Origin of the sequence: Arenibaculum pallidiluteum, assembly GCF_017355985.1 — a bacterium.
Taxonomy (GTDB): Bacteria; Pseudomonadota; Alphaproteobacteria; order Azospirillales; family Azospirillaceae; genus Arenibaculum; species Arenibaculum pallidiluteum.
This window is the reverse complement of record NZ_JAFIQU010000001.1, coordinates 273,165-292,248: the sequence shown is the minus strand read 5'-3', so window position 1 is coordinate 292,248 and position 19,084 is coordinate 273,165. Positions and strand designations below refer to the sequence as shown.

Below are 19,084 nucleotides of genomic sequence, written 5' to 3'. Positions count from 1 at the left end.
CTTAATCTTTGCCGGCCCATGCGCCTGGACCGGGCCGGCGCGGCGCGTCCGCGTCATGGTGGCTCGATGCGCCAGCATGAGGCGCCGCTACCCCCTTGGGCCGGAATGCTCGTGCTTCCGGCGGGGCGGCGTAAAGCGGCGCACCTGTCCCCGCGGAGCTTCATCGCCGCGGCCGATCACCGGGGGTAGGGGAGCAGGAGCAGGGAGCGCGTGTTCTCGTGATCGAGGCCTGCCTGCTCGGCCTCCATCGGTGCGGGCTCCTCCGTCGCGTGTTCCGGCTGCTGGCGCGCCTGCCATCGCAGCATCGCCGCGGCAGCCCCGGCCGCCACGGCCATGATGGCCAGCGTCGCCATCGTCCTTCTGCGCAGACCTCGCCGCCTGACGCCGCGATCCATCACTGGGCTTCTCCCTTCATGCCGAGGGATGAGAAGGTCTATCATTCGCTCAGCCGATCTAGTAGGGGAAGTTCAGTGACAAAAGAGTAGGTCATAAGTATGTTGGTGTTAATTCCAGCTAATGACTTCAAGTCAGCACCCCTGACCCGAGCATTGCGATAACTATTGTCACCGCGTTCTTTGTTGACTGTGGCATTTATTCAATCCATCGTCGGGCGTCGTCAAGAAATCGAGGCCGACATGATCAACTTGAGCGTCCCCGTACCGGATCTCGAGATGCGTCCGCGGATCACGGTGTTCGGTGTCGGCGGGGCCGGCAACAACGCGGTGAGCAACATGATCCGCTCCGAGCTCGAAGGGGTCGAGTTCGTGGTGGCCAACACCGACGCCCAGGCGCTCAAGGGCAGCCTCTCGACCAAGCGCATCCAGCTCGGCACCACGATCACCCGCGGCCTCGGCGCCGGCTCGCGCCCCGATGTCGGCCGCGCCGCCGCCGAGGAGCAGATCGAGGAGATCCTCGAGCATCTCGAGGGCGCCAACATGTGCTTCATCACCGCCGGCATGGGCGGCGGCACCGGCACCGGGGCGGCCCCGGTGATCGCCCGGGTGGCGCGCGAGAAGGGCATCCTGACCGTCGGCGTGGTGACCAAGCCCTTCCACTTCGAGGGCGCGCACCGCATGCGCCTGGCCGAGAGCGGCATTGGCGAGCTGCAGCAGTATGTCGACACGCTGATCATCATCCCGAACCAGAACCTGTTCCGGGTGGCCAACGAGAAGACGACCTTCGCGGACGCCTTCAAGATGGCGGACGACGTTCTGCATGCCGGCGTCTCGGGGGTGACGGACCTGATGGTCAAGCCGGGCCTGATCAACCTGGACTTCGCGGACATCCGCTCGGTGATGACCGAGATGGGCAAGGCGATGATGGGCACGGGCGAGGCGACGGGCGAGCGGCGGGCGATCGATGCGGCGGAGGCCGCGATCTCGAACCCGCTGCTGGACGACGTCTCGATGAAGGGCGCCAAGGGCGTGCTGATCAACATCACCGGCGGCATGGACATGACGCTGTTCGAGGTTGACGAGGCGGCCAACCGGGTGCGCGACGAGGTCGACCCCGACGCCAACATCATCTTCGGCTCCACCTTCGATCCCTCGCTCGGGGACCGCATGCGCGTCTCGGTGGTCGCGACCGGCATCGATACCGTGCCTGCCACGCTCCAGGTTCCCGTCGCCGCCGAGGCGGCGCGGAGCGGCCCCGTCTATCACCGCGGCCTCGCACCCGCGCCGGCCCATCCCGCCACTCCCGCGCCGTCCGCGGCCGCGCCGTCCATGTCCGCGGTGCTCAACGGGATGGCCGCCGCGCCGCCTGCGCCTGCTCCCGGCCTCACGCCGGCCCCCATCCCCGCCGCTTCTGCGGCGATGCCGGCGCCGCCGTCGGGGCTGCACCGGTTCGGCTCGCACGAGGCGGTGGAGGCCGCGGCGGCGCGGCCCGCGGGCGGAAGAGGCGTGAAGTTTCTGTTTTCCCGCGCGACCGGGCGGGCCCGGGCACCGGAGGAGGCGATCATCCCGCCCGCGGAGTTGCCGCCCACCGGAACCGGCGGCTACTACGAGGCGGCGGACCCGCACCAGACGGACACGCCAGCCTTTTTGCGGCGCGCCAAGTTCTAAGGCAGGTCGCGATCTGGCGTGGATGCCGGATCGCATGAACCCGGTCTGAATTCAGCGAGTTGGGAGTGGCTTGAGGTTCAGGGCGAGCCTCCAGCCGCCTCGACCTCCGGCGGGCGGCCCGGTCAGGCTCCTGGGATGCCCGCAGGCGTGAGGACGACGGCGGCGCCTGCCTCGGGCGCCGCCGTCACAGCTGCTTGTAGATCCTCGCTTCGACCACGACCATCGGCGCGCCGCCCGCGGTCTGGTGCGTAGAGCTTTCCAGCTCGACCTTCAGCCCTCCGCGCGCGGCCGTGGCCAGGACCGCGTTGAGCTCGGCAATACGTTGCCGCAGCTCCGCCGCCACCTCGTCATCCGTCATCGGCGACCAATCCTTCCGCCGGATCCCCGCTCCGCGAGCCGTGCCGCCGCGGCGGGCGTAAGACACTTTTAATCAGTGTTTGCGACGTTGGCCACCGTCCCGAAGGGCAAGGCCGCCGACCGGCCCGCGATGCGGCGCCGGCCCTGGCAGCAACAGGCTAAGAGCCAAGACAGGCAGTGGGAACCCGATCATGGATGATTTGCTCAGCGAATTCTTGACAGAGACGAACGAGAACCTGTCGGTTCTCGACGTCGAGCTGGTGCGCCTGGAGCAGAATCCGAACAATCCCGAGCTGCTGAGCAACATCTTCCGCCTTGTCCACACGATCAAGGGGACCTGCGGCTTCCTTGGGTTGCCGCGGCTCGAGCATGTCGCCCACGCGGCCGAGAACGTCCTCGGCAAGTTCCGGGACGGCGAGCTGGCGGTATCGCCGGGTGCCGTGTCCTCGATCCTTGAATCGCTCGACGTCATCAAGGGCATCCTCGCGGCGCTGGAGCAGACCGAGGCCGAGCCGGCCGGCGACGACAGCGCCCTGATCGCCCGCCTGAACGCGATCGCCGAGGGCAAGGACGTGGCGGCGCCCGGCAAGGCCCCGGCTCCGCCCGCCGTCGCGGCGGAGCCCGAGCCCGCGCCTGCGCCGGCCGTCGCGGAGGCCAAGACGCCGGCCCCCGTCGTCAAGGCACCCCCGCCGCCCGCCGTGGCCGAGGTGGCCCAGACCAAGGAGCTGGTCGTCCAGGAAGCGGCGCCCGAGCCGCCGGCGCCCATTGCCCCGCCGCCGCCCGTCCACGCCGCCGCACCCATGGGCGGCGATGCCGATCTCAACAAGGAATCGGCGGTCGCGGCTCAGACGATCCGCGTCAACGTCGACCTGCTCGAGAACCTGATGACCATGGTCTCGGAGCTGGTGCTGACGCGCAACCAGCTCCTGCAGATCCTGCGCTCGCAGAAGGAGAGCGAGTTCGCGGCCCCGCTGCAGCGCCTGAACCACGTGACCTCCGAGCTGCAGGAAGGCGTCATGAAGACGCGCATGCAGCCGATCGGGAACGCCTGGGCGAAGCTGCCGCGCCTCATCCGCGACCTCTCGCACGAACTCGGCAAGAAGATCGACCTCCAGATGCTCGGTGCCGACACCGAGCTGGACCGGCAGGTCCTGGAGCTGATCAAGGACCCGCTGACGCACATGGTGCGCAACTCGGCGGACCACGGTCTGGAGACTCCGGTCGAGCGCCTGCGGGCGGGCAAGCCCGAGACCGGACGGGTGACGCTGAACGCCTATCACGAGGGCGGGCACATCATCATCGAGATCTCGGACGACGGCCGAGGCCTCAACATCGAGCGGATCAGGCAGAAGGCGATCCAGAACGGTCTCGCGACCGAGGCCGAGCTGGCCCAGATGTCGGACCAGCAGATCGCCCAGTACATCATGCGGCCGGGCTTCTCCACCGCGCAGCAGGTCACGAGCGTCTCGGGCCGCGGCGTGGGCATGGACGTCGTCAAGACGAACATCGAGAAGATCGGCGGCACGATCGAGATGAAGTCGCAGACCGGCCGCGGGTCGAGCTTCATCATCAAGATCCCGCTGACGCTCGCGATCGTCTCGGCGCTGATCGTCGAATGCGCCGCCGAGCGCTTCGCGATCCCGCAGATCAGCGTCATCGAGCTGGTCCGCGCGGCCTCCGACAGCGAGCACACGATCGAGCACATCAACGGCACTCCAGTGCTGCGGCTGCGCAACCGCCTGCTGCCCCTGGTCTCGCTGCAGAAGCTGCTGCGCCTGGGCGACGCCCAGGAGCAGAGCGAGACCTTCATTGTGGTCACGCAGGTCGGCACCTACACCTTCGGCATCATCGTGGACCGGGTCTTCGACACCGAGGAGATCGTCGTCAAGCCGGTCGCCCCGATCCTGCGCCACATCGAGATGTTCTCGGGCAACACGATCCTGGGCGACGGCTCGGTGATCATGATCCTCGACCCGAACGGCATCGCCTCGGCCTCCGGCGAGATGATGGTGTCCGAGACCGCGCAGTCCCGGGAGACCGCGGTGGCCCAGACCACGAACCGCGACGACAGGATGGCGCTGCTGCTCTTCCGTGCCGGCGGCGAGGCTCCGAAGGCGGTGCCGCTGTCGCTGGTTGCGCGCCTGGAGGACATCGACCTTGCCACGGTCGAGATCTCCAACGGCCAGCCCGTCGTGCAGTACCGCGGCAAGCTGATGCCGCTGGTCCCGATCGACGCCGGCTGGGAGCTCAGGCGCGAGGGACGCCAGCCGGTGCTGGTCTTCGCCGACGGCGACCGCTCCATGGGCCTGATCGTCGACGAGATCGTCGACATCGTGGAGGACCGGATGAGCGTCGAGCTCGCCCACGAGCGGCCGGGCCTCATGGGCTCCGCCATCATCGCGGGCAAGGCGACCGAGGTGATCGACGCCGGCTTCTTCCTGACCCAGGCCTACAAGGACTGGTTCGGTTCCGCCAAGATCGAGGGCTTCGACGAGGAGCGTCAGAACCGGGTGCTGCTGGTCGACGACAGCCCGTTCTTCCGCAACCTGCTGACGCCGCTGCTCTCGGTGGCGGGCTACTCGGTCACGACCGTCGAAAGCCCCGAGATCGCGCTGGAGCTGCGCGAGCAGGGCGAGATGTTCGACGTGATCGTCAGCGACATCGAGATGCCCGGCATGAGCGGCTTCGAGTTCGCCCAGGCCGTCCGGCGCGACCCGCGCTGGCAGGACGTGCCGCTGGTGGCGCTGTCCAGCCACGCCAGCCAGCGTGACCTCGATCGCGGCCGCCAGGCCGGGTTCACCGACTACGTCGCGAAGTTCGACCGCGACGCGCTACTCTCCGCCCTGTCCCAGACCCTGGTCGAAGCCAAAGGGGCCGCCGCATGAGCACCAATCTTCCCGCCACCACCAAGGCCCGCACGGACGTCGCCATCGCCACCGGCAACGACGACTTCGTGACCATGACGATCGCGGACCAGCTTTTCGGCATCCCCGTGCTGCAGGTCCAGGACGTCCTCGGGAACCAGAAGATCACCCGCATCCCGCTCGCCCCGCCGGAGGTCGCAGGGTCGCTGAACCTCCGCGGTCGCATCGTCACGGCGATCGACGTGCGGCTGCGCCTCGGCCTTCCGGCGCGCGACCGCGACAAGCCCGTGATGAGCATCGTGGTCGACCACCGCGGCGAGCTCTACAGCCTCATGGTCGACAGCGTCGGCGAGGTCCTGAGCCTGTCCTCGGACAAGTACGAGCGCAATCCCGCGACCATGGACCCGCGCTGGCGCGACCTGTCGAACGGCATCTACCGGCTCGACGAGACGCTGCTGGTGGTGCTCGAGGTCTCGAAGCTGCTGAACTTCGCCAATCTCGAGGCCGCCTGAGGGAACCCGGCGGGAAGCCACGGCTTCCCGCAGGCCCGCGCCCACGCGTACCAAGGCCACACCGATGAAGTCCTGCCTCGTCGTCGACGACAGCCGCGTGGTCCGCAAGGTCGCGCGAAAGATCCTGGAAGAGCTGAGCTTCGCCTGCACCGAGGCCGAGGACGGCAGGCAGGCCATGGAGGTCTGCCAAGCCGCGATGCCGGACGCAATCCTGCTGGACTGGAACATGCCCGTGATGACCGGGATAGAGTTCCTGCGGCGTTTGCGGAAGATGGCGGGCGGCGACCGGCCGAAGGTCGTCTTCTGCACCACCGAGAACGACCTGGCGCATATCCAGGAAGCCCTGTCGGCCGGCGCCAACGAGTACATCATGAAGCCCTTCGACAGCGACATCATCCAGACGAAGTTCGCTCAGGTCGGCCTGATCTGAGGGCGTGCCATGATCGACATGCCGGGCCGCCCCGTGCTTCCTTCCGCAGCCGCAGCTCCCGCCGCGGACGATCCATACCGGGTCATGGTCGTGGACGACTCCGCGGTGATCCGCGGGCTCCTGACGCGGGCCCTGGAGGGCGACGCCGATCTGCGGGTCGTCTCCTCGGTCGGCGACGGCCAGATGGCCGTGAACGCGCTTCAGCGCCAGCCGGTCGACGTGATCGTGCTGGACATCGAGATGCCCGTCATGGACGGGCTGACCGCGATCCCGAAGCTCCTGGCCGTGGATCCCCATGTGAAGATCATCATGGCCTCGACGCTGACGCTGCGCGGCGCGGAGGTCTCGATGAAGGCGATGCAGCTCGGGGCCGCCGACTACATCCCCAAGCCGACATCGACCCGCGAGATCAGCGGCGCCGACGTGTTCCGCGAAGAGCTCAAGCAGAAGGTCAGGGCACTGGGCCTCGCAGCGCGGCGCGGCGGGACGAGGCGCACCGATCCGCGCGGCGAGCGCGCGCCGCTGCCCGCCCCGACGATCCGCAGGCCCGTCACGCATGCGCCCGTGGTGCTGCGCTCGATGCCGGTCGGGCTGCATCCCGACATCGTCGCGATCGGCAGCTCCACGGGCGGGCCGCAGGCCCTGTTCGAGGTGCTTTCGCATCTGAGGGGCGGGATCTCGCAGCCGATCCTGATCACCCAGCACATGCCAGCCACCTTCACGACGATCCTGGCCGAGCACATCACGCGCCAGTGCGGCATACCCTGTGCCGAGGCGAAGGACGGCGAGGCCCTGCAGGGCGGCCGGATCTATCTAGCGCCCGGCGACTTCCACATGGTTCTGGCGCAGCGAGGGGCAGGGACCGTCGTGACCATCAACAAGGAACCGCCCGAGAACTTCTGCCGTCCCGCGGTCGATCCAATGATGCGCAGCATCGTGCGCATCTTCGGCCGGCGCGTGCTGGCGGTGATCCTGACGGGCATGGGGCAGGACGGGATGCGCGGCTGCCAGGAGGTCGCGGCGGCCGGGGGGCTCGTGCTCGCGCAGGACGAGGCGAGCAGCGTCGTCTGGGGCATGCCCGGGGCGGTCGCGCATGCCGGCGTGTGCAATGCGGTGCTGCCGCTCAAGGAGGTTGGCCCTGCGATCCGCAAGCTTGCCATGAGGACGGCGGCATGAAGGTCGAGGATTTCGACATGTTCAGCGCGCTGCTCAAGCAGCGCTCTGGCCTCGTGCTGACGCCGGACAAGGCCTACCTGCTCGAAAGCCGGCTGATGCCGGTTGCGCGCAAGTGGAACATGAAGGGCCTGGACGAGCTCGCCGGTAGCGTCAGGACGCGGCGGGACGAGGCGCTGCTGCGCGACATCACCGAGGCGATGACCACCAACGAGTCATCGTTCTTCCGGGACCAGCGGCCCTTCGACCTGTTCCGCGACGTGGTGCTGCCGCCGCTGCTCCAGACCCGGGCCAGCCGCCGCACGATCCGCATCTGGTCGGCCGCCTGCTCCAGCGGGCAGGAAGCCTACTCGCTCTGCATGCTGCTGCAGGAGCTCGGCCCCAAGACCGCGGGCTGGCGCTTCGAGATCCTCGGCACCGACATCTCCTCGGAGATGGTCGAGCGCGCACGCGCCGGCATCTACACCCAGTTCGAGGTGCAGCGCGGCCTCCCCATCCAACATCTGGTGAAATACTTCAAACAGGTCGGCGACAAGTGGCAGATCAACGAGCAGATCCGCTCGATGGTCCAGTTCCGCGAGTTCAACCTGCTGGGGGACCTGTCGCCGCTGGGCCAGTTCGACGTCGTGTTCTGCCGGAACGTGCTGATCTACTTCGACCAGCCGACCAAGACCCGGGTTCTCGAGAACATCGCGCGCCTGCTGCCACCCGACGGCGTTCTGTATCTCGGCGGCGCTGAGACCGTGCTCGGCATCACCGAGCGGTTCAAGCCCATGGACAACCAGCGGGGCCTCTACGTGACGGCAGCAAGCCCGAAGCTCGCCCCCGCCGTCTGAGAACGGCGGGGCCGGCCGGGTGCGTCACAGCCGATGCGGACCGGCCAAGGCCGGCCGCTCGGGCCGGCCCGGTTAGCCGGCCTTCTGCGCGAGACGGGGATTGGAACCCGCGTCCTCGTGCGGATCGCGCAGCACATAGCCGCGGCCCCACACCGTCTCGATGTAGTTGTCGCCGTTGGTCGCGTTGGCGAGCTTCTTGCGCAGCTTGCAGACGAAGACGTCGATGATCTTCAGCTCGGGCTCGTCCATGCCGCCATAGAGATGGTTCAGGAACATCTCCTTGGTCAGCGTCGTGCCCTTGCGCAGGCTCAGCAGCTCGAGGATGCCGTATTCCTTGCCGGTGAGGTGCAGCGGCTGGCTGTCGACCTCGACGGTGCGGGTGTCGAGGTTCACTGTCAGGCGGCCGGTCCGGATCACGCTGTCGGAATGACCCTTGGAGCGGCGTACGATCGCCTGGATGCGGGCGATCAGCTCGCGCTTGTCGAAGGGCTTGGTCAGGTAGTCGTCGGCGCCGATACCGAGGCCGCGGATCTTGTGATCGGGCTCCGAAAGGCCGGACAGGATCAGGATCGGCGTCGAGACCCGCGCGGCCCTGAGGCGCCGCAGAACCTCGTAACCGTCGATGTCGGGCAGCATCAGATCGAGGATAATAATGTCGTAGTCGTAGAGCTTGCCAATCTCCAGGCCGTCCTCGCCCAGATCGGTGCTGTCCACGATGAACCCTTCAGACTGGAGCATCAGTTCGATGCTCTTGGCCACCGAAGAGTCGTCCTCGACAAGCAGAACCCGCATGATTGCTTCCTGAGGTTGAGGGGAGGGGCTCGCCACGCACTGGCCGAACCGTCGCAGATGTTAACAGACGATTCAGCTTAACGCTACGCTTGGCATCCTTTACCCAAAGTTAATCACTCGGACCGGATCATCAAGTTACCCACCCGATCGAATGTAGTAGCGATCGGTTAGGGTTAATTCCAATAGATAAGCACAGACGTGGCCGCTTCGCAAAGCCAATTCGTTAACGAGATCGATCGACTGCCGGACTATCGCTGGTTTGGGCGTGTCACGGCGGTTCTTGGTCTTCTTGTGGAGGTTGCCGGCATCGAGCGGCGGCTCTCCATTGGCGACCGGTGCAACGTCATTGCGCGCGGCGAGCGCAGCGTCCCCTGCGAGGTCGTCGGTTTCCGGACCGGCCGCGCCCTGCTGATGCCGCTGGGTTCGCTGGACGGCGTAGGCCTCGGCTGCCGGGCAGAAATGGCCCCGGGACAGGCGGAAGTCTACCCTGATGATGCATGGCTGGGTCGCGTGGTTAACGCCTTGGGCGAACCCATCGACGGGAAGGGCCCGCTGGTCACCGGGACGCTGGGCATTCCGATCCGCAACGCGCCGCCGGCCGCCCACTCGCGCAAGCGCGTGGGGCCGAAGATCGACCTTGGCGTGCGTGCGCTGAACACCTTCCTCTCCATGTGCCAGGGACAGCGCATGGGCATCTTCGCGGGCTCGGGCGTCGGCAAGTCCGTGCTGATGTCGATGCTGGCCCGCAACACCTCGGCGGATGTCTCGGTGATCGGGCTGATCGGCGAGCGCGGCCGCGAGGTGCAGGAGTTCATCACCGAGGATCTCGGCGCCGAGGGCATGGCGCGTTCCGTCGTCGTGGTCGCGACCTCCGACGAGCCGCCGCTGATGCGCCGCCAGGCCGCCTACATGACGCTCTCGATCGCCGAGTACTTCCGGGATACCGGCCGGCAGGTTCTGTGCATGATGGACAGCGTGACCCGCTTCGCCATGGCGCAGCGCGAGATCGGCCTGTCGGCGGGCGAGCCTCCGACGACCAAGGGCTATCCCCCGACCGTCTTCGCCGAACTGCCGCGGCTGCTCGAACGCGCGGGCCCGGGCGCACCTGGGCGCGGCGACATCTCGGCCATCTTCACGGTTCTGGTGGAAGGCGATGACCACAACGAGCCCGTCGCCGACGCCGTGCGCGGCATCCTGGACGGCCACATCGTGATGGAGCGCGCGATCGGCGAACGCGGCCGCTATCCCGCGATCAACATCCTGCGATCGGTCTCGCGCACCATGCCGGGCTGCAACACCAAGGACGAGAACCGCGTAGTCAACCGGGCGCGTCGCCTGATGTCGGCCTATAACGACATGGCGGAGATGATCCGGCTGGGCGCCTACCGGCGCGGCAGCGACCCTCTCGTGGACGAGGCCATCCACTACAACGAGCCGCTCGAGGCCTTCCTGCGGCAGGACAAGCGCGACGTCTCCGACCTTGCCGCCGGTTACAGGCAGCTCGCGGACGTGCTGGGCGAGGCGTGGTCCTCATGAGCGAACTGAAGACGCTGATCCGGCTCCACAAGTGGAAGCTCGACGAGAAGCAGCGCGCCCTGGCGGAGCTGGAGGCCCTGGCCGAGCGCCTATCCGGGGAGAAGCAGCGCCTGGAGGACGAGGTGCTGGCCGAGCAGGCCGCGGCCCGAGAGTCCGCGGAGGTCGGCTACGGCTACGCCGCCTATGCCAAGGTCGCGATCGAGCGGCGGCGGCGCCTCGAGGAATCTATCGAGCAGGTCGCCCGGCAGATCGAGGCCGCGCGCGACGAGATGGCCGACGCCTTCCAGGAGCTCAAGCGCTACGAGCTCGCCCAGGAGGGGCGCGACCGGCGCGAGCGCGAGCGCCTGCGCCGACGCGAGGGAGCCATGCTCGACGAGGTCGCCGTCACGGGCTTCGCGCGGCGCCGCCGCGAGACCGCCGGTCCTTGAGAGGTCCTGCCGTCCCCGCGGCGGCTTTCTGTTCTCAGCGCCGCATTGTGCCCTGCATGCCGCGCAGCATCAGCTCGAGTCCGGCGCGTCCCACGCCTTCGACCATGTCCGCCAGCGCGCTGTGGAAGGCAGCGAACGCGTTGTTCGCGATGCCCATCGGGGTGCCCGAGCCCGCGCCGAGCCGCTCCAGCTCGGACTCCGCCCAGGCATAGTGCCGCGCCTCGTCGGCCGCGGCGCGCTCCAGCACCGCGGCGGCTTCGGGAAGCGTCTCGCTCGCCGCCATCCGGGCGTACTTCTCCCGGGCCTGCAGCTCGTTGGCCTTGAAGGCCAGCAGGACGGCTCGATCTCCGCCGCCCGCCGCGCCGATCGCCTGCACGGCGAGCTTGAAGAGCCCCGTCGGCAGGTGCGGCAGCGGCACCGCGATACCGCCGAGATCGCGGATCAGCGCCGTCAGCTCCGCGGCGTGGCGCTCGTGATCCGCGCGCCACGCGCGGGCAGCCTCGCGGCGATCGGGGTCGCGCAGCGCATGGATCGCGAGCGTATAGGCGGGCAGGGCGTCGTGTTCGAGCTGCAGCAGGTCCGCGAGGCGGGCGAGGACGGGCGCGGGGCCGTCGATCCGGGCTATCATGCCCATCCGGTTCCTCCGGAAGCGGTTTCGGGATTCCGGAAACAGCGGCGCGGCGCGGGCGTCCCGCAGCACCGGAGCGTGCTGGGCCTGTTCAGGCCAGCAGGCCCCGGATCGGATGCGGCGCGGGCTGGACCGTGACCCAGCTCCTTTCGCCGGGCTGGAACGAGACAGAGCCGCTCATCCCCATCGCCGTGACGGTCTCGGTGAAGATGCGCAGGATGTCGTGCCTGATCTCGGCCTGAAGCGGCTGGCGCGAGCGCAGGATCAGGTCGAAGCGCTTCTCGCGGATCAGCCCGTCGAGCTGAAGCGGCCCGAGCCGGCTGAGATCCACCTCGACAAGAAAGCGGTGGGCGCCGCCCTGGCCGGACCGCTGCTCGTCCGCCTCGGCGTCCTCGTCGACGGGCTTGCGCAGGAAGAGCTGGATGCGCCCGATCTCGGCGCCGTCGGAGAAGGGCAGGGAGAGGGCCCGCCAGTCGCCCGGCAGCGGCTCGGCGGCCTGCCGCGCGAGCCTGCCGAAGTCCTCCTCGAGCCCGCTGATCTCCTTCTCGCCCCCGGCGGCCAGCAGAGCCGCGGCGCCACGCTCGCCGAGCCACCTGCGGGCATCGCCATCGCGCACGGCGCGGATGGAGTGGGACAGCGTCGCCGCCAGGCGCGGCGCGACCTGCGGCAGCACCTGGAGCGCGACGGCACGTGCGGTGGCGGGGTCGTTCTGGGCGATGGTCTCGAAGGCGCGCCTGAGGTTCGGCCAGTCCGGCCCGCGCATGGGATCGAAAGCGGCAGGCGCCGGCGCGGCCGTGGCCGCCGCCAGCGCGACGGTGGTGCCGGGCGGCAGGGTCGTCCGGGTCTGGACGGCCACCGGGCCCTGCGCCGTCAGCACGACCGTCTGGCCGCCCGGAACCGAAGAGGCGACAGTGCCGGACAGCGCCGTCCCGACCGGCGGAGCTGGCAGCCCGTGCCCGTCCGGAATGCCCGGCGCGGCCGGCAGCGACAGCACCTGGATGTCGACGGGGACCCCGGCGCGCAGCCAGGCGGGCAGCGGTGCGGCGCCGGCCTGGAGATCGGCCTGCGGCATCGGCCGGACTGCCGGCTGTGCCGCCGCCTGGGGCGGTCCCTGAGGCGTAGCCGGGGAAGGAGTGCCTGGCGGCAGGCCCTGGGGGGCTTCTTGAGGCGCTGCCGGCAAGGCCGCCGCGACCGGGGCGGCCGTCAGCGGCGCGTTTGGCGCGGCGGACATCACGGCCGCTGCGGCATCCTGCGACGGCGGGGCCGGCCAGGCCTGCACCGGCAGCGTCGGTATGCCGTAGGCCGCGGCGGCGGCGGCCGGCGTGGCGATTGGCGGTGCAAGGGCCGGTTGGGATGGCGGCGGCCGCGGCGCGGCAGGGGGGGCGGGGACCGTCAGCACGGTCCCGGGCAGCGTGGTGCCGGGCGCGGCGGGGCGCGCCGCGGCGGCGATCTCGGCCGCGATGTCGTCGGGCAAGGCCCCGGGCGGCATCGGCGCGCTCCAGGACGGGGACGCAGGACCGGACGGCACGGATGCCGGCACGCCGGTGACGGGGGGCTGCGCGCTGCCGGGCTGGGCGGCCTGCCCCTGGCCCGCGGCCGGCGGAGCCACGAGAAGCAGGACCGCCCGCGTGGGCGGCTCGCCCGGGCCGATCTGCAGCATCAGGTGCCGATCCGGCGGAAGGGCAGTCGGCGTGCGGATTGCCACCTCGCCCAGCGGCGTGCGCAGCCGCGTCGTGCCGTCCTCGGCGGGCCCCAGGACGGCCGCCCCGATGGTCACCGCGCGCTCGAGGACCTGGAGCTTCGCGGGAAGCGTCTCCAGCACCGCTTCGCCGGCGGTCTGGACGGCGCCTGCCACCGGCGCGCCCGCCACCGATCCCGTTCCGGCGCCGGCGGCGCCGCCCGGGGCCGGTGCGGTGGTGGGGGCGACGCCGCTCAAGCCGTCCTCAGCGCGGGTCCGGCGACCGGAAGAGCCCGCGGGCGACAGCCGCGACGTCGGCCGCCGCGTCGGCGGAAGGCGAGCGGACCAGCAGCGGCGTCTGCGCGCGGATGGCGTCGCGAACCTTCTGGTCCCGCCGCACGATGCCGGCCAGCGGCGGGGCGAACTTGAGGAAGGTCTGGCAGGCCTTCAGGATCGTCCCGTAGGTCCGCTCGCCCTCGCGGGTGGAGGCCGCCATGTTGACGAGGACTCGCAGATCGGCCTTCGGGTTCGACTGCCGCGACACCTTGATGAAGGCATAGGCGTCGGTCAGCGAGGTCGGCTCGTCGGTCGTGACGACCAGCGTCGTCCCGGCGATTCCCGCGAGGTGCCGGACCGTCCGGTCGACGCCGGCGCCCAGGTCGATCACCATGGCGTCGTACTCGCGGGAGAGCTGCAGCAGGTCGCGGCGAAGCTCCGTCAGGCGCGCGGGGGTCAAGTTCGCGAGGTTCCCCGACCCCGAGCGGCCGGCGATGATGTCGAACCCGCCTTCGTCGAAGCGCTCGGCCGCGGCGGCCAGGGGCAGCCCGCCCTCGATCACGGCGCCGAGGTCGTGGTCGGGCGTCAGGCCGAGCTGGATGTCCACGTTCGCGAGGCCGAGATCGCCGTCGAACAGGACGGAGCGCCGCCCGAGCCGCGCCAGGGTGTGGGTCAGCGTGATCGAGAGCCAGGTCTTGCCGACGCCGCCCTTACCGCTGGCCACGGCCACGACGTTGTGAGCCCGCAGCGGGATGAGGTTGCTGGAAAGCGCGGTGGACAGGTCGGTCATGAGAAGGTCCCCGTTTGCTGTGCGGGTAGGTCTGCGGCGGCTCGGGCACTGGGGAGCAAGAGGCGTGCCAAGGACATCGGATCGAGCGGTGTCAAGCCTTCGGCGACTTTGGGCGTGATGCTGACCTCGGAGAAACCAAGCTCCGCATGGAGTGCGACGGCCAGGAGGCCGCCCAGGCGGCGCGTCATGTCGAGGCGAGTGACCACCAGGCGGCGGGCGCCGAGCCCGGCAAAGGCCGCCGCCATCTCGGCAGATTCGACCGGGTCGCCGCCGCCGGGAAGAACAAGGACGGGTTCCACCCCGCCGGCATGGACGAGCTCGGCCAGCTCGTCCATGTCATCGGCATCGAAGGGATTGCGCCCGGCGCTGTCGACCAGCACCTGCTCGACACCATGGAACACCGTGAGCGCGTCGCTGAGAGCCAGCGCGTCCTCCACCGCGACGAGCTGGACCTTGAGAAGGCGGGTGAAGGCGGCGAGCTGGTCGACCCCGCCGGCGCGCGCGGTGTCGGTCGTCACGACGCCGACCTTGCGCCCCCGCAGAGCAGCGCGGGTCGCGAGCTTTGCTGTGGTCAACGTCTTTCCGGCGCCCGGGGGGCCGACCAGCATCAGGGGCTGGGGGCAGCGCGCCTCGGGCAGCGGGGCAAAGGTGAAGAGGTGCTCCAGCGCGGCGCCCAGCGCCTGCTGTGCATCGTCGGTGTCGACCTGTGCCGCGAGCTCCAGCACGTGCTCGGCGACGGCCGCCGGCGTGCCGTGGCGGCGCAGCGCGTCCGCCACCTGGTCCGTGACATCGATCTCGGGCAGCCGCAGGGGCTGCGGCGCCTGGACCGCCGCCGCGCGCGCCGCCGGGGCGGGCGGCGGGACAGGGGGAGCGCCCTCGTCGATTGCAGCGGTGACGCGAACGCCGCCTTCCTCCTCGCGCGTCGCGACGATGATGGCGTCGTCGCCCAGCGCCGTCCGGACGAGACGCATGGCTTCCGCCATGTTCGCCGCATGGAAGCTCTTCAAGCGCACGTCAGTGACCTCTCACCGCACGTTCTCCCGTTCAGATCTGTCCCAGGGTCCGGATCCGGGCCTTGGAATGGATCTCGTTCTGCGACATCACCACGGTCGCCGGGCGGAACCGCTCGACGATGGAGCGCACATAGGGGCGGATGCCGGGGCTGGTTAGCAGGACCGGGGTCTCGCCCATCATGGCGTGGCGCTCGAAAGTCTGGCGCACCGTGGTGATGAATTGCTGAAGCTGTGTCGGAGCCATGGAGAGCTGGCGCTCCTCGCTCTCGCCGACCAGCGCCTCCGCGAAGGCCTGCTCCCATTCCGGAGAGAGCGGCAGCAGCGGGATGACGCCGGCCTCGTTGGTGTTGGCGTCGGAGATCTGGCGCGCCAGCCGGCCACGGACGTGCTCGGTGATGTTCGTGATGTTGCGCGTAAAGCCGCAGGCCTCGGACACGCCCTCCAGGATGGTGGGGAGGTCGCGGACGGAAATGCGTTCCGCCAGCAGGTTCTGCAGGACGCGCTGGAGCCCGGAGATCGTGATCTGGGCAGGCACGACGTCCGCCACCAGCTTCTGGTGCGCGCGGTCGAGCTCGTCCAGCAGCTTCTGGGTCTCGGCATAGGACAGCATCTCGGCCATGTTGTCCTTGATCACCTCGGTGAGGTGGGTAACCACCACCGTCGAGGGATCGACCACCGTGAGCCCCTTGAAAAGCGCCTCCTCGCGGTAGGTTGCGTCGACCCACATGGCGGGCAGGCCGAAGGTCGGCTCCGTCGTCTGCTCGCCCGGCAGGCCGATCGGCTCGCCGCGGGGGTCCATTACCAGAAGCATGGTGGGACGGATGTCGCCGCGGCCGGCCTCGATTTCCTTGATTCGGATCACGTAGGTGTTGGGCGGAAGCTGCAGATTGTCCTGGATGCGCACGGACGGCATCACGAAGCCGATCTCGCTGGCGAGCTGGCGCCGCAGACCCTTGATCTGGTCCGTCATGCGGGCGCCGGGCTGCTCGGAGTTGATCAGGCTCAGCAGCGCATAGCCGAGTTCGAGCCGCAGCAGGTCGATGGAAAGGGCAGTGGCGATGGGCTCCTCCGCGACGGGCGCGGTCGGCGCCGCGATTTGGCGCGCCTCGCTCGCGACGGCTTCGGCCTCCTTGCGCGCGCGCTGGCGCGGCAGGTAGTGGGCCGCGGCACCCGCGGCGGCGCCGAGCAGCACGAAGGGAATTCCTGAGAGCCCGAGGAACAGCCCGACCGAGCCGAGCATGCCGCTGGTCATCCAGAGCGCCGTAGGGCTGGCGGTGAGCTGGCCGATGACGGCCTGGTCGGCCGATCCCGAGCCCCCGCCCTTCGACACGAGCATACCGGCCGCGATCGAGACGATCAGCGCCGGGACCTGGGAGACAAGCCCGTCGCCGATGGTCAGCTTCACGTAGATGTCGGCGGCGTCCAGCGCGCCCAGGCCGTGGCGCAGGTAGCCCACCGCTATCCCGCCGACCACGTTGATGACGGTGATGATCAGGCCGGCCACGGCATCGCCGCGCACGAACTTCGAAGCGCCGTCCATGGCGCCGAAGAACTTGCTCTCCTCCTCGAGGTCCTTGCGCCGCCTGCGGGCCTCGTCCTCGTCGATCATGCCGGCGGAAAGGTCGGCGTCGATCGCCATCTGCTTGCCCGGCATGGCGTCGAGGGTGAAGCGGGCGGCGACCTCGGCGATGCGGCCGGAGCCCTTCGTGATGACCACGAAGTTGACCATGGTCAGGATCGAGAAGACGACGACACCGATCAGGAAGTCTCCGGCCATCACGAAGCTCGCGAAGGCCTCGATGACGTGGCCGGCGGCATCCGTGCCGTTGTGCCCGTCCGTCAGGATCAGCCGCGTCGACGACAGGTTCAGCGCCAGCCGGAGGAGCGTCGAGATCAGCAGGATCGACGGGAACGAGCTGAAGTCGAGCGGCCGCTGGATGAACATCGTCGTCATGAGGATCATGACGGAGAAGGTGACCGAGGCCGCCAGGAACAGGTCCAGCAGGATCTTGTTCATCGGGATGATCATCATCACGATGATCGTCACGATGCCGAGCGCCAGCGCGACGTCGCCGCGGCTCATGATGGCCTTCGCGGCCATCAGGATCCCGACGGGGTTCAGCCCCGCGGCGCGCGCGCTGCTGGTGTCAGTCACGGCTGTCCTCCAGAGTCACCCCCATGCCTGGCCGCGCCGTCACAGGGCGGCCCGGTCCAGCTCGCCGCCGCCCGGCAGCGGGATCGGAAGACCCTCGTCGCGGTACTGCTGCAGCTTGTTGCGGAGCGTCCGGATGGAGATCCCGAGGATGTTCGCCGCGTGGGTCCGGTTGCCGAGGCAGTGGTTCAGCGTCTCGAGGATCAGGTCGCGCTCGACATCGGCCATGGTCCGGCCGACCAGCGCCGCAACCGCGGCGCCCGGCACGGCGCCGGCCTGGTCGGCTGCCGGCGGCGGCGGGGCCATGATGCGTCCCCCGCCGGCATAGGCGGCGTACCCTGCCGAGGCCCTGGCGGATGCCGCGGCGGAGGCGTAACCCGCCGGCGCCTGATAGGCCGGTGCCTGATAGGCGGGCGCCTGGGGCGCCGGCGGCTCGGCCCGGGTGCCGTTGGTCAGGATCACGGCGTCCGGCTCGATCACGGGGCCGCGCGCCAGCAGGACGGCGCGGTGCATGGTGTTCTCGAGCTCGCGCACATTGCCGCTCCAGTGATGGCGCGACAGCAGGTCGAGCGCGGCCGGCGCGATCGGCTTCTCCGGCAGCCCGTTGAGCTCGCTGTACTTCTTCACGAAATGGGTCGCCAGGACGGGGATGTCGGCGGGACGCTCGCGCAGCGAGGGCAGCCGTAGTGTCACCACGTTGAGGCGGAAGAACAGGTCCTCGCGGAAGCGGCCGGCGCGCACCTCCTCCTCGAGCTTGCGGTTCGAGGTCGCGAGGATGCGGATGTCCACCTTGACCGGGCTGGTACCGCCGACGCGGTCGATCACCCGCTCCTGGATGGCGCGCAGCAGCTTGGCCTGCAGGCGGATGTCCATCTCGCTGATCTCGTCCAGCAGCAGCGTGCCGCCATTGGCCTCCTCGAACTTGCCGATGCGGCGCGCGACGGCGCCCGTGAAGGCGCCCTTCTCGTGGCCGAACAGCTCGCTTTCCAGCAGGTTCTCCGGGATGGCCGCGCAGTTGACGGCGACGAACACCTGGTCGGCGCGCCGGCTCCTGCGGTGGATATGGCGGGCCATCAGCTCCTTGCCGGTGCCGTTCTCGCCGGCGATCAGGACCGAGGCGTCGGACGGGGCGATCTGGTCGGCCATGCGCAGCGCGTCGGCCATGGCGGGATCGCGGCTGACGATGGCGTGGCTCTCCTGCGCCACGGCCTCCAGCACGGCTGCGATCAGCTCGGCGTCGGGCGGCAGGGGCACGTATTCCTTCGCTCCGGCCCGGATCGCGCGCACCGCCGCCTGGGCGTCGGTGCCGATGCCGCAGGCCACCACCGGCGTGCTGATGCGCTCAGCCTTCAGACTCTCGACGAGACGCCCCACGTCGAACTTCACGTCGATCATCACCAGGTCCGCCCCGCGGCCGCCGCGCAGCGCCTCGAGGGCCCGGTCGATGCTGTCCGTGTGGGAGACCTTGGCGCCGCGCTGGTGCGCGATGCGCCCGGCCTCGGTGATGTAGCCTTCCAGCGTTCCAACGATCAGCAAGCGCATGGGATGGTGCTCCT

The 19,084-nt window shown here is 69.5% G+C and carries 16 protein-coding genes and 1 pseudogene; 8 read left to right on the top strand and 9 right to left on the bottom strand.

What is annotated here, in order from left to right:
* Window positions 1-176 precede the first annotated feature (176 nt).
* Window positions 177-353, bottom strand: a complete 177-nt coding sequence (locus tag JUB13_RS01390) for a hypothetical protein (protein ID WP_207476558.1) — start codon at window positions 351-353, stop codon at window positions 177-179.
* A gap of 282 nt (window positions 354-635) precedes the next feature.
* On the opposite strand from JUB13_RS01390, the pseudogene ftsZ reads away from it, so the two are divergent.
* Window positions 636-1,595, top strand: a pseudogene (gene ftsZ, locus JUB13_RS01385) (cell division protein FtsZ); the annotation flags it as partial.
* Window positions 1,596-2,247: 652 nt separating this feature from the next.
* Here the strand turns inward: ftsZ and JUB13_RS01380 are convergent.
* Entirely contained in the window at window positions 2,248-2,421 is a 174-nt protein-coding gene (locus JUB13_RS01380; RefSeq protein WP_207476555.1) for a hypothetical protein, read from the bottom strand.
* 190 nt (window positions 2,422-2,611) lie between these two features.
* On the opposite strand from JUB13_RS01380, the gene JUB13_RS01375 reads away from it, so the two are divergent.
* From JUB13_RS01375 to JUB13_RS01355, 5 genes are all read left to right on the top strand, one after another.
* Window positions 2,612-5,305 (top strand): hybrid sensor histidine kinase/response regulator, encoded by a 2,694-nt coding sequence (locus tag JUB13_RS01375; RefSeq protein WP_207476553.1) that lies wholly within the window; start codon window positions 2,612-2,614, stop codon window positions 5,303-5,305.
* Window positions 5,302-5,796: a chemotaxis protein CheW gene (locus JUB13_RS01370; RefSeq protein ID WP_207476551.1), complete on the top strand. Its 495-nt coding sequence runs from the start codon at window positions 5,302-5,304 to the stop codon at window positions 5,794-5,796. Before JUB13_RS01375 ends, JUB13_RS01370 begins: the two co-directional genes overlap by 4 nt.
* Before the next feature lie 64 nt (window positions 5,797-5,860).
* Window positions 5,861-6,226, top strand: a complete 366-nt coding sequence (locus tag JUB13_RS01365) for a response regulator (RefSeq protein ID WP_207476549.1) — start codon at window positions 5,861-5,863, stop codon at window positions 6,224-6,226.
* A 9-nt stretch (window positions 6,227-6,235) separates the two neighbouring features.
* Window positions 6,236-7,402: a protein-glutamate methylesterase/protein-glutamine glutaminase gene (locus tag JUB13_RS01360; protein WP_207476547.1), complete on the top strand. Its 1,167-nt coding sequence runs from the start codon at window positions 6,236-6,238 to the stop codon at window positions 7,400-7,402.
* On the top strand, window positions 7,399-8,235 hold the full coding sequence (locus JUB13_RS01355) for a CheR family methyltransferase (RefSeq protein ID WP_207476545.1): 837 nt from the start codon (window positions 7,399-7,401) through the stop codon (window positions 8,233-8,235). Before JUB13_RS01360 ends, JUB13_RS01355 begins: the two co-directional genes overlap by 4 nt.
* Window positions 8,236-8,307: 72 nt before the next feature.
* Here JUB13_RS01355 and ctrA read toward each other — a convergent pair whose 3' ends face one another.
* A complete protein-coding gene (ctrA, locus tag JUB13_RS01350; protein ID WP_207476543.1) occupies window positions 8,308-9,027 on the bottom strand; it encodes a response regulator transcription factor CtrA in 720 nt (239 codons plus the stop codon).
* Window positions 9,028-9,225: 198 nt separating this feature from the next.
* Between ctrA and fliI the strand changes: the two genes are divergently transcribed.
* Window positions 9,226-10,563 (top strand): flagellar protein export ATPase FliI, encoded by a 1,338-nt coding sequence (gene fliI, locus JUB13_RS01345; RefSeq protein WP_207476541.1) that lies wholly within the window; start codon window positions 9,226-9,228, stop codon window positions 10,561-10,563.
* The gene (locus JUB13_RS01340) at window positions 10,560-10,991 is read left to right on the top strand and encodes a flagellar FliJ family protein (protein WP_207476539.1); all 432 of its coding nucleotides are present in this window, start codon (window positions 10,560-10,562) and stop codon (window positions 10,989-10,991) included. The genes fliI and JUB13_RS01340 overlap by 4 nt, the downstream gene beginning before the upstream one ends.
* 34 nt (window positions 10,992-11,025) lie before the next feature.
* Here JUB13_RS01340 and JUB13_RS01335 read toward each other — a convergent pair whose 3' ends face one another.
* The 6 genes from JUB13_RS01335 to JUB13_RS01310 form a co-directional block, all read right to left on the bottom strand.
* Window positions 11,026-11,625, bottom strand: coding sequence for a ferritin family protein (locus JUB13_RS01335; RefSeq protein WP_207476537.1), 600 nt, complete (start codon window positions 11,623-11,625; stop codon window positions 11,026-11,028).
* Between the two features lie 85 nt (window positions 11,626-11,710).
* A complete protein-coding gene (locus JUB13_RS01330; RefSeq protein WP_207476535.1) occupies window positions 11,711-13,555 on the bottom strand; it encodes a hypothetical protein in 1,845 nt (614 codons plus the stop codon).
* A 7-nt stretch (window positions 13,556-13,562) separates the two neighbouring features.
* The gene (locus JUB13_RS01325) at window positions 13,563-14,363 is read right to left on the bottom strand and encodes a MinD/ParA family protein (RefSeq protein ID WP_207476534.1); all 801 of its coding nucleotides are present in this window, start codon (window positions 14,361-14,363) and stop codon (window positions 13,563-13,565) included.
* Window positions 14,360-15,376 carry a flagellar biosynthesis protein FlhF gene (locus tag JUB13_RS01320; protein WP_207476532.1) on the bottom strand — a complete coding sequence of 339 codons (1,017 nt, stop codon included), beginning with the start codon at window positions 15,374-15,376 and terminating at the stop codon, window positions 14,360-14,362. Before JUB13_RS01320 ends, JUB13_RS01325 begins: the two co-directional genes overlap by 4 nt.
* A gap of 31 nt (window positions 15,377-15,407) precedes the next feature.
* Window positions 15,408-17,477 carry a flagellar biosynthesis protein FlhA gene (gene flhA, locus JUB13_RS01315; protein ID WP_207477405.1) on the bottom strand — a complete coding sequence of 690 codons (2,070 nt, stop codon included), beginning with the start codon at window positions 17,475-17,477 and terminating at the stop codon, window positions 15,408-15,410.
* A 93-nt stretch (window positions 17,478-17,570) separates the two neighbouring features.
* Window positions 17,571-19,070 (bottom strand): sigma-54-dependent transcriptional regulator, encoded by a 1,500-nt coding sequence (locus JUB13_RS01310; protein WP_207476530.1) that lies wholly within the window; start codon window positions 19,068-19,070, stop codon window positions 17,571-17,573.
* Between the last annotated feature and the right edge of the window lie 14 nt (window positions 19,071-19,084).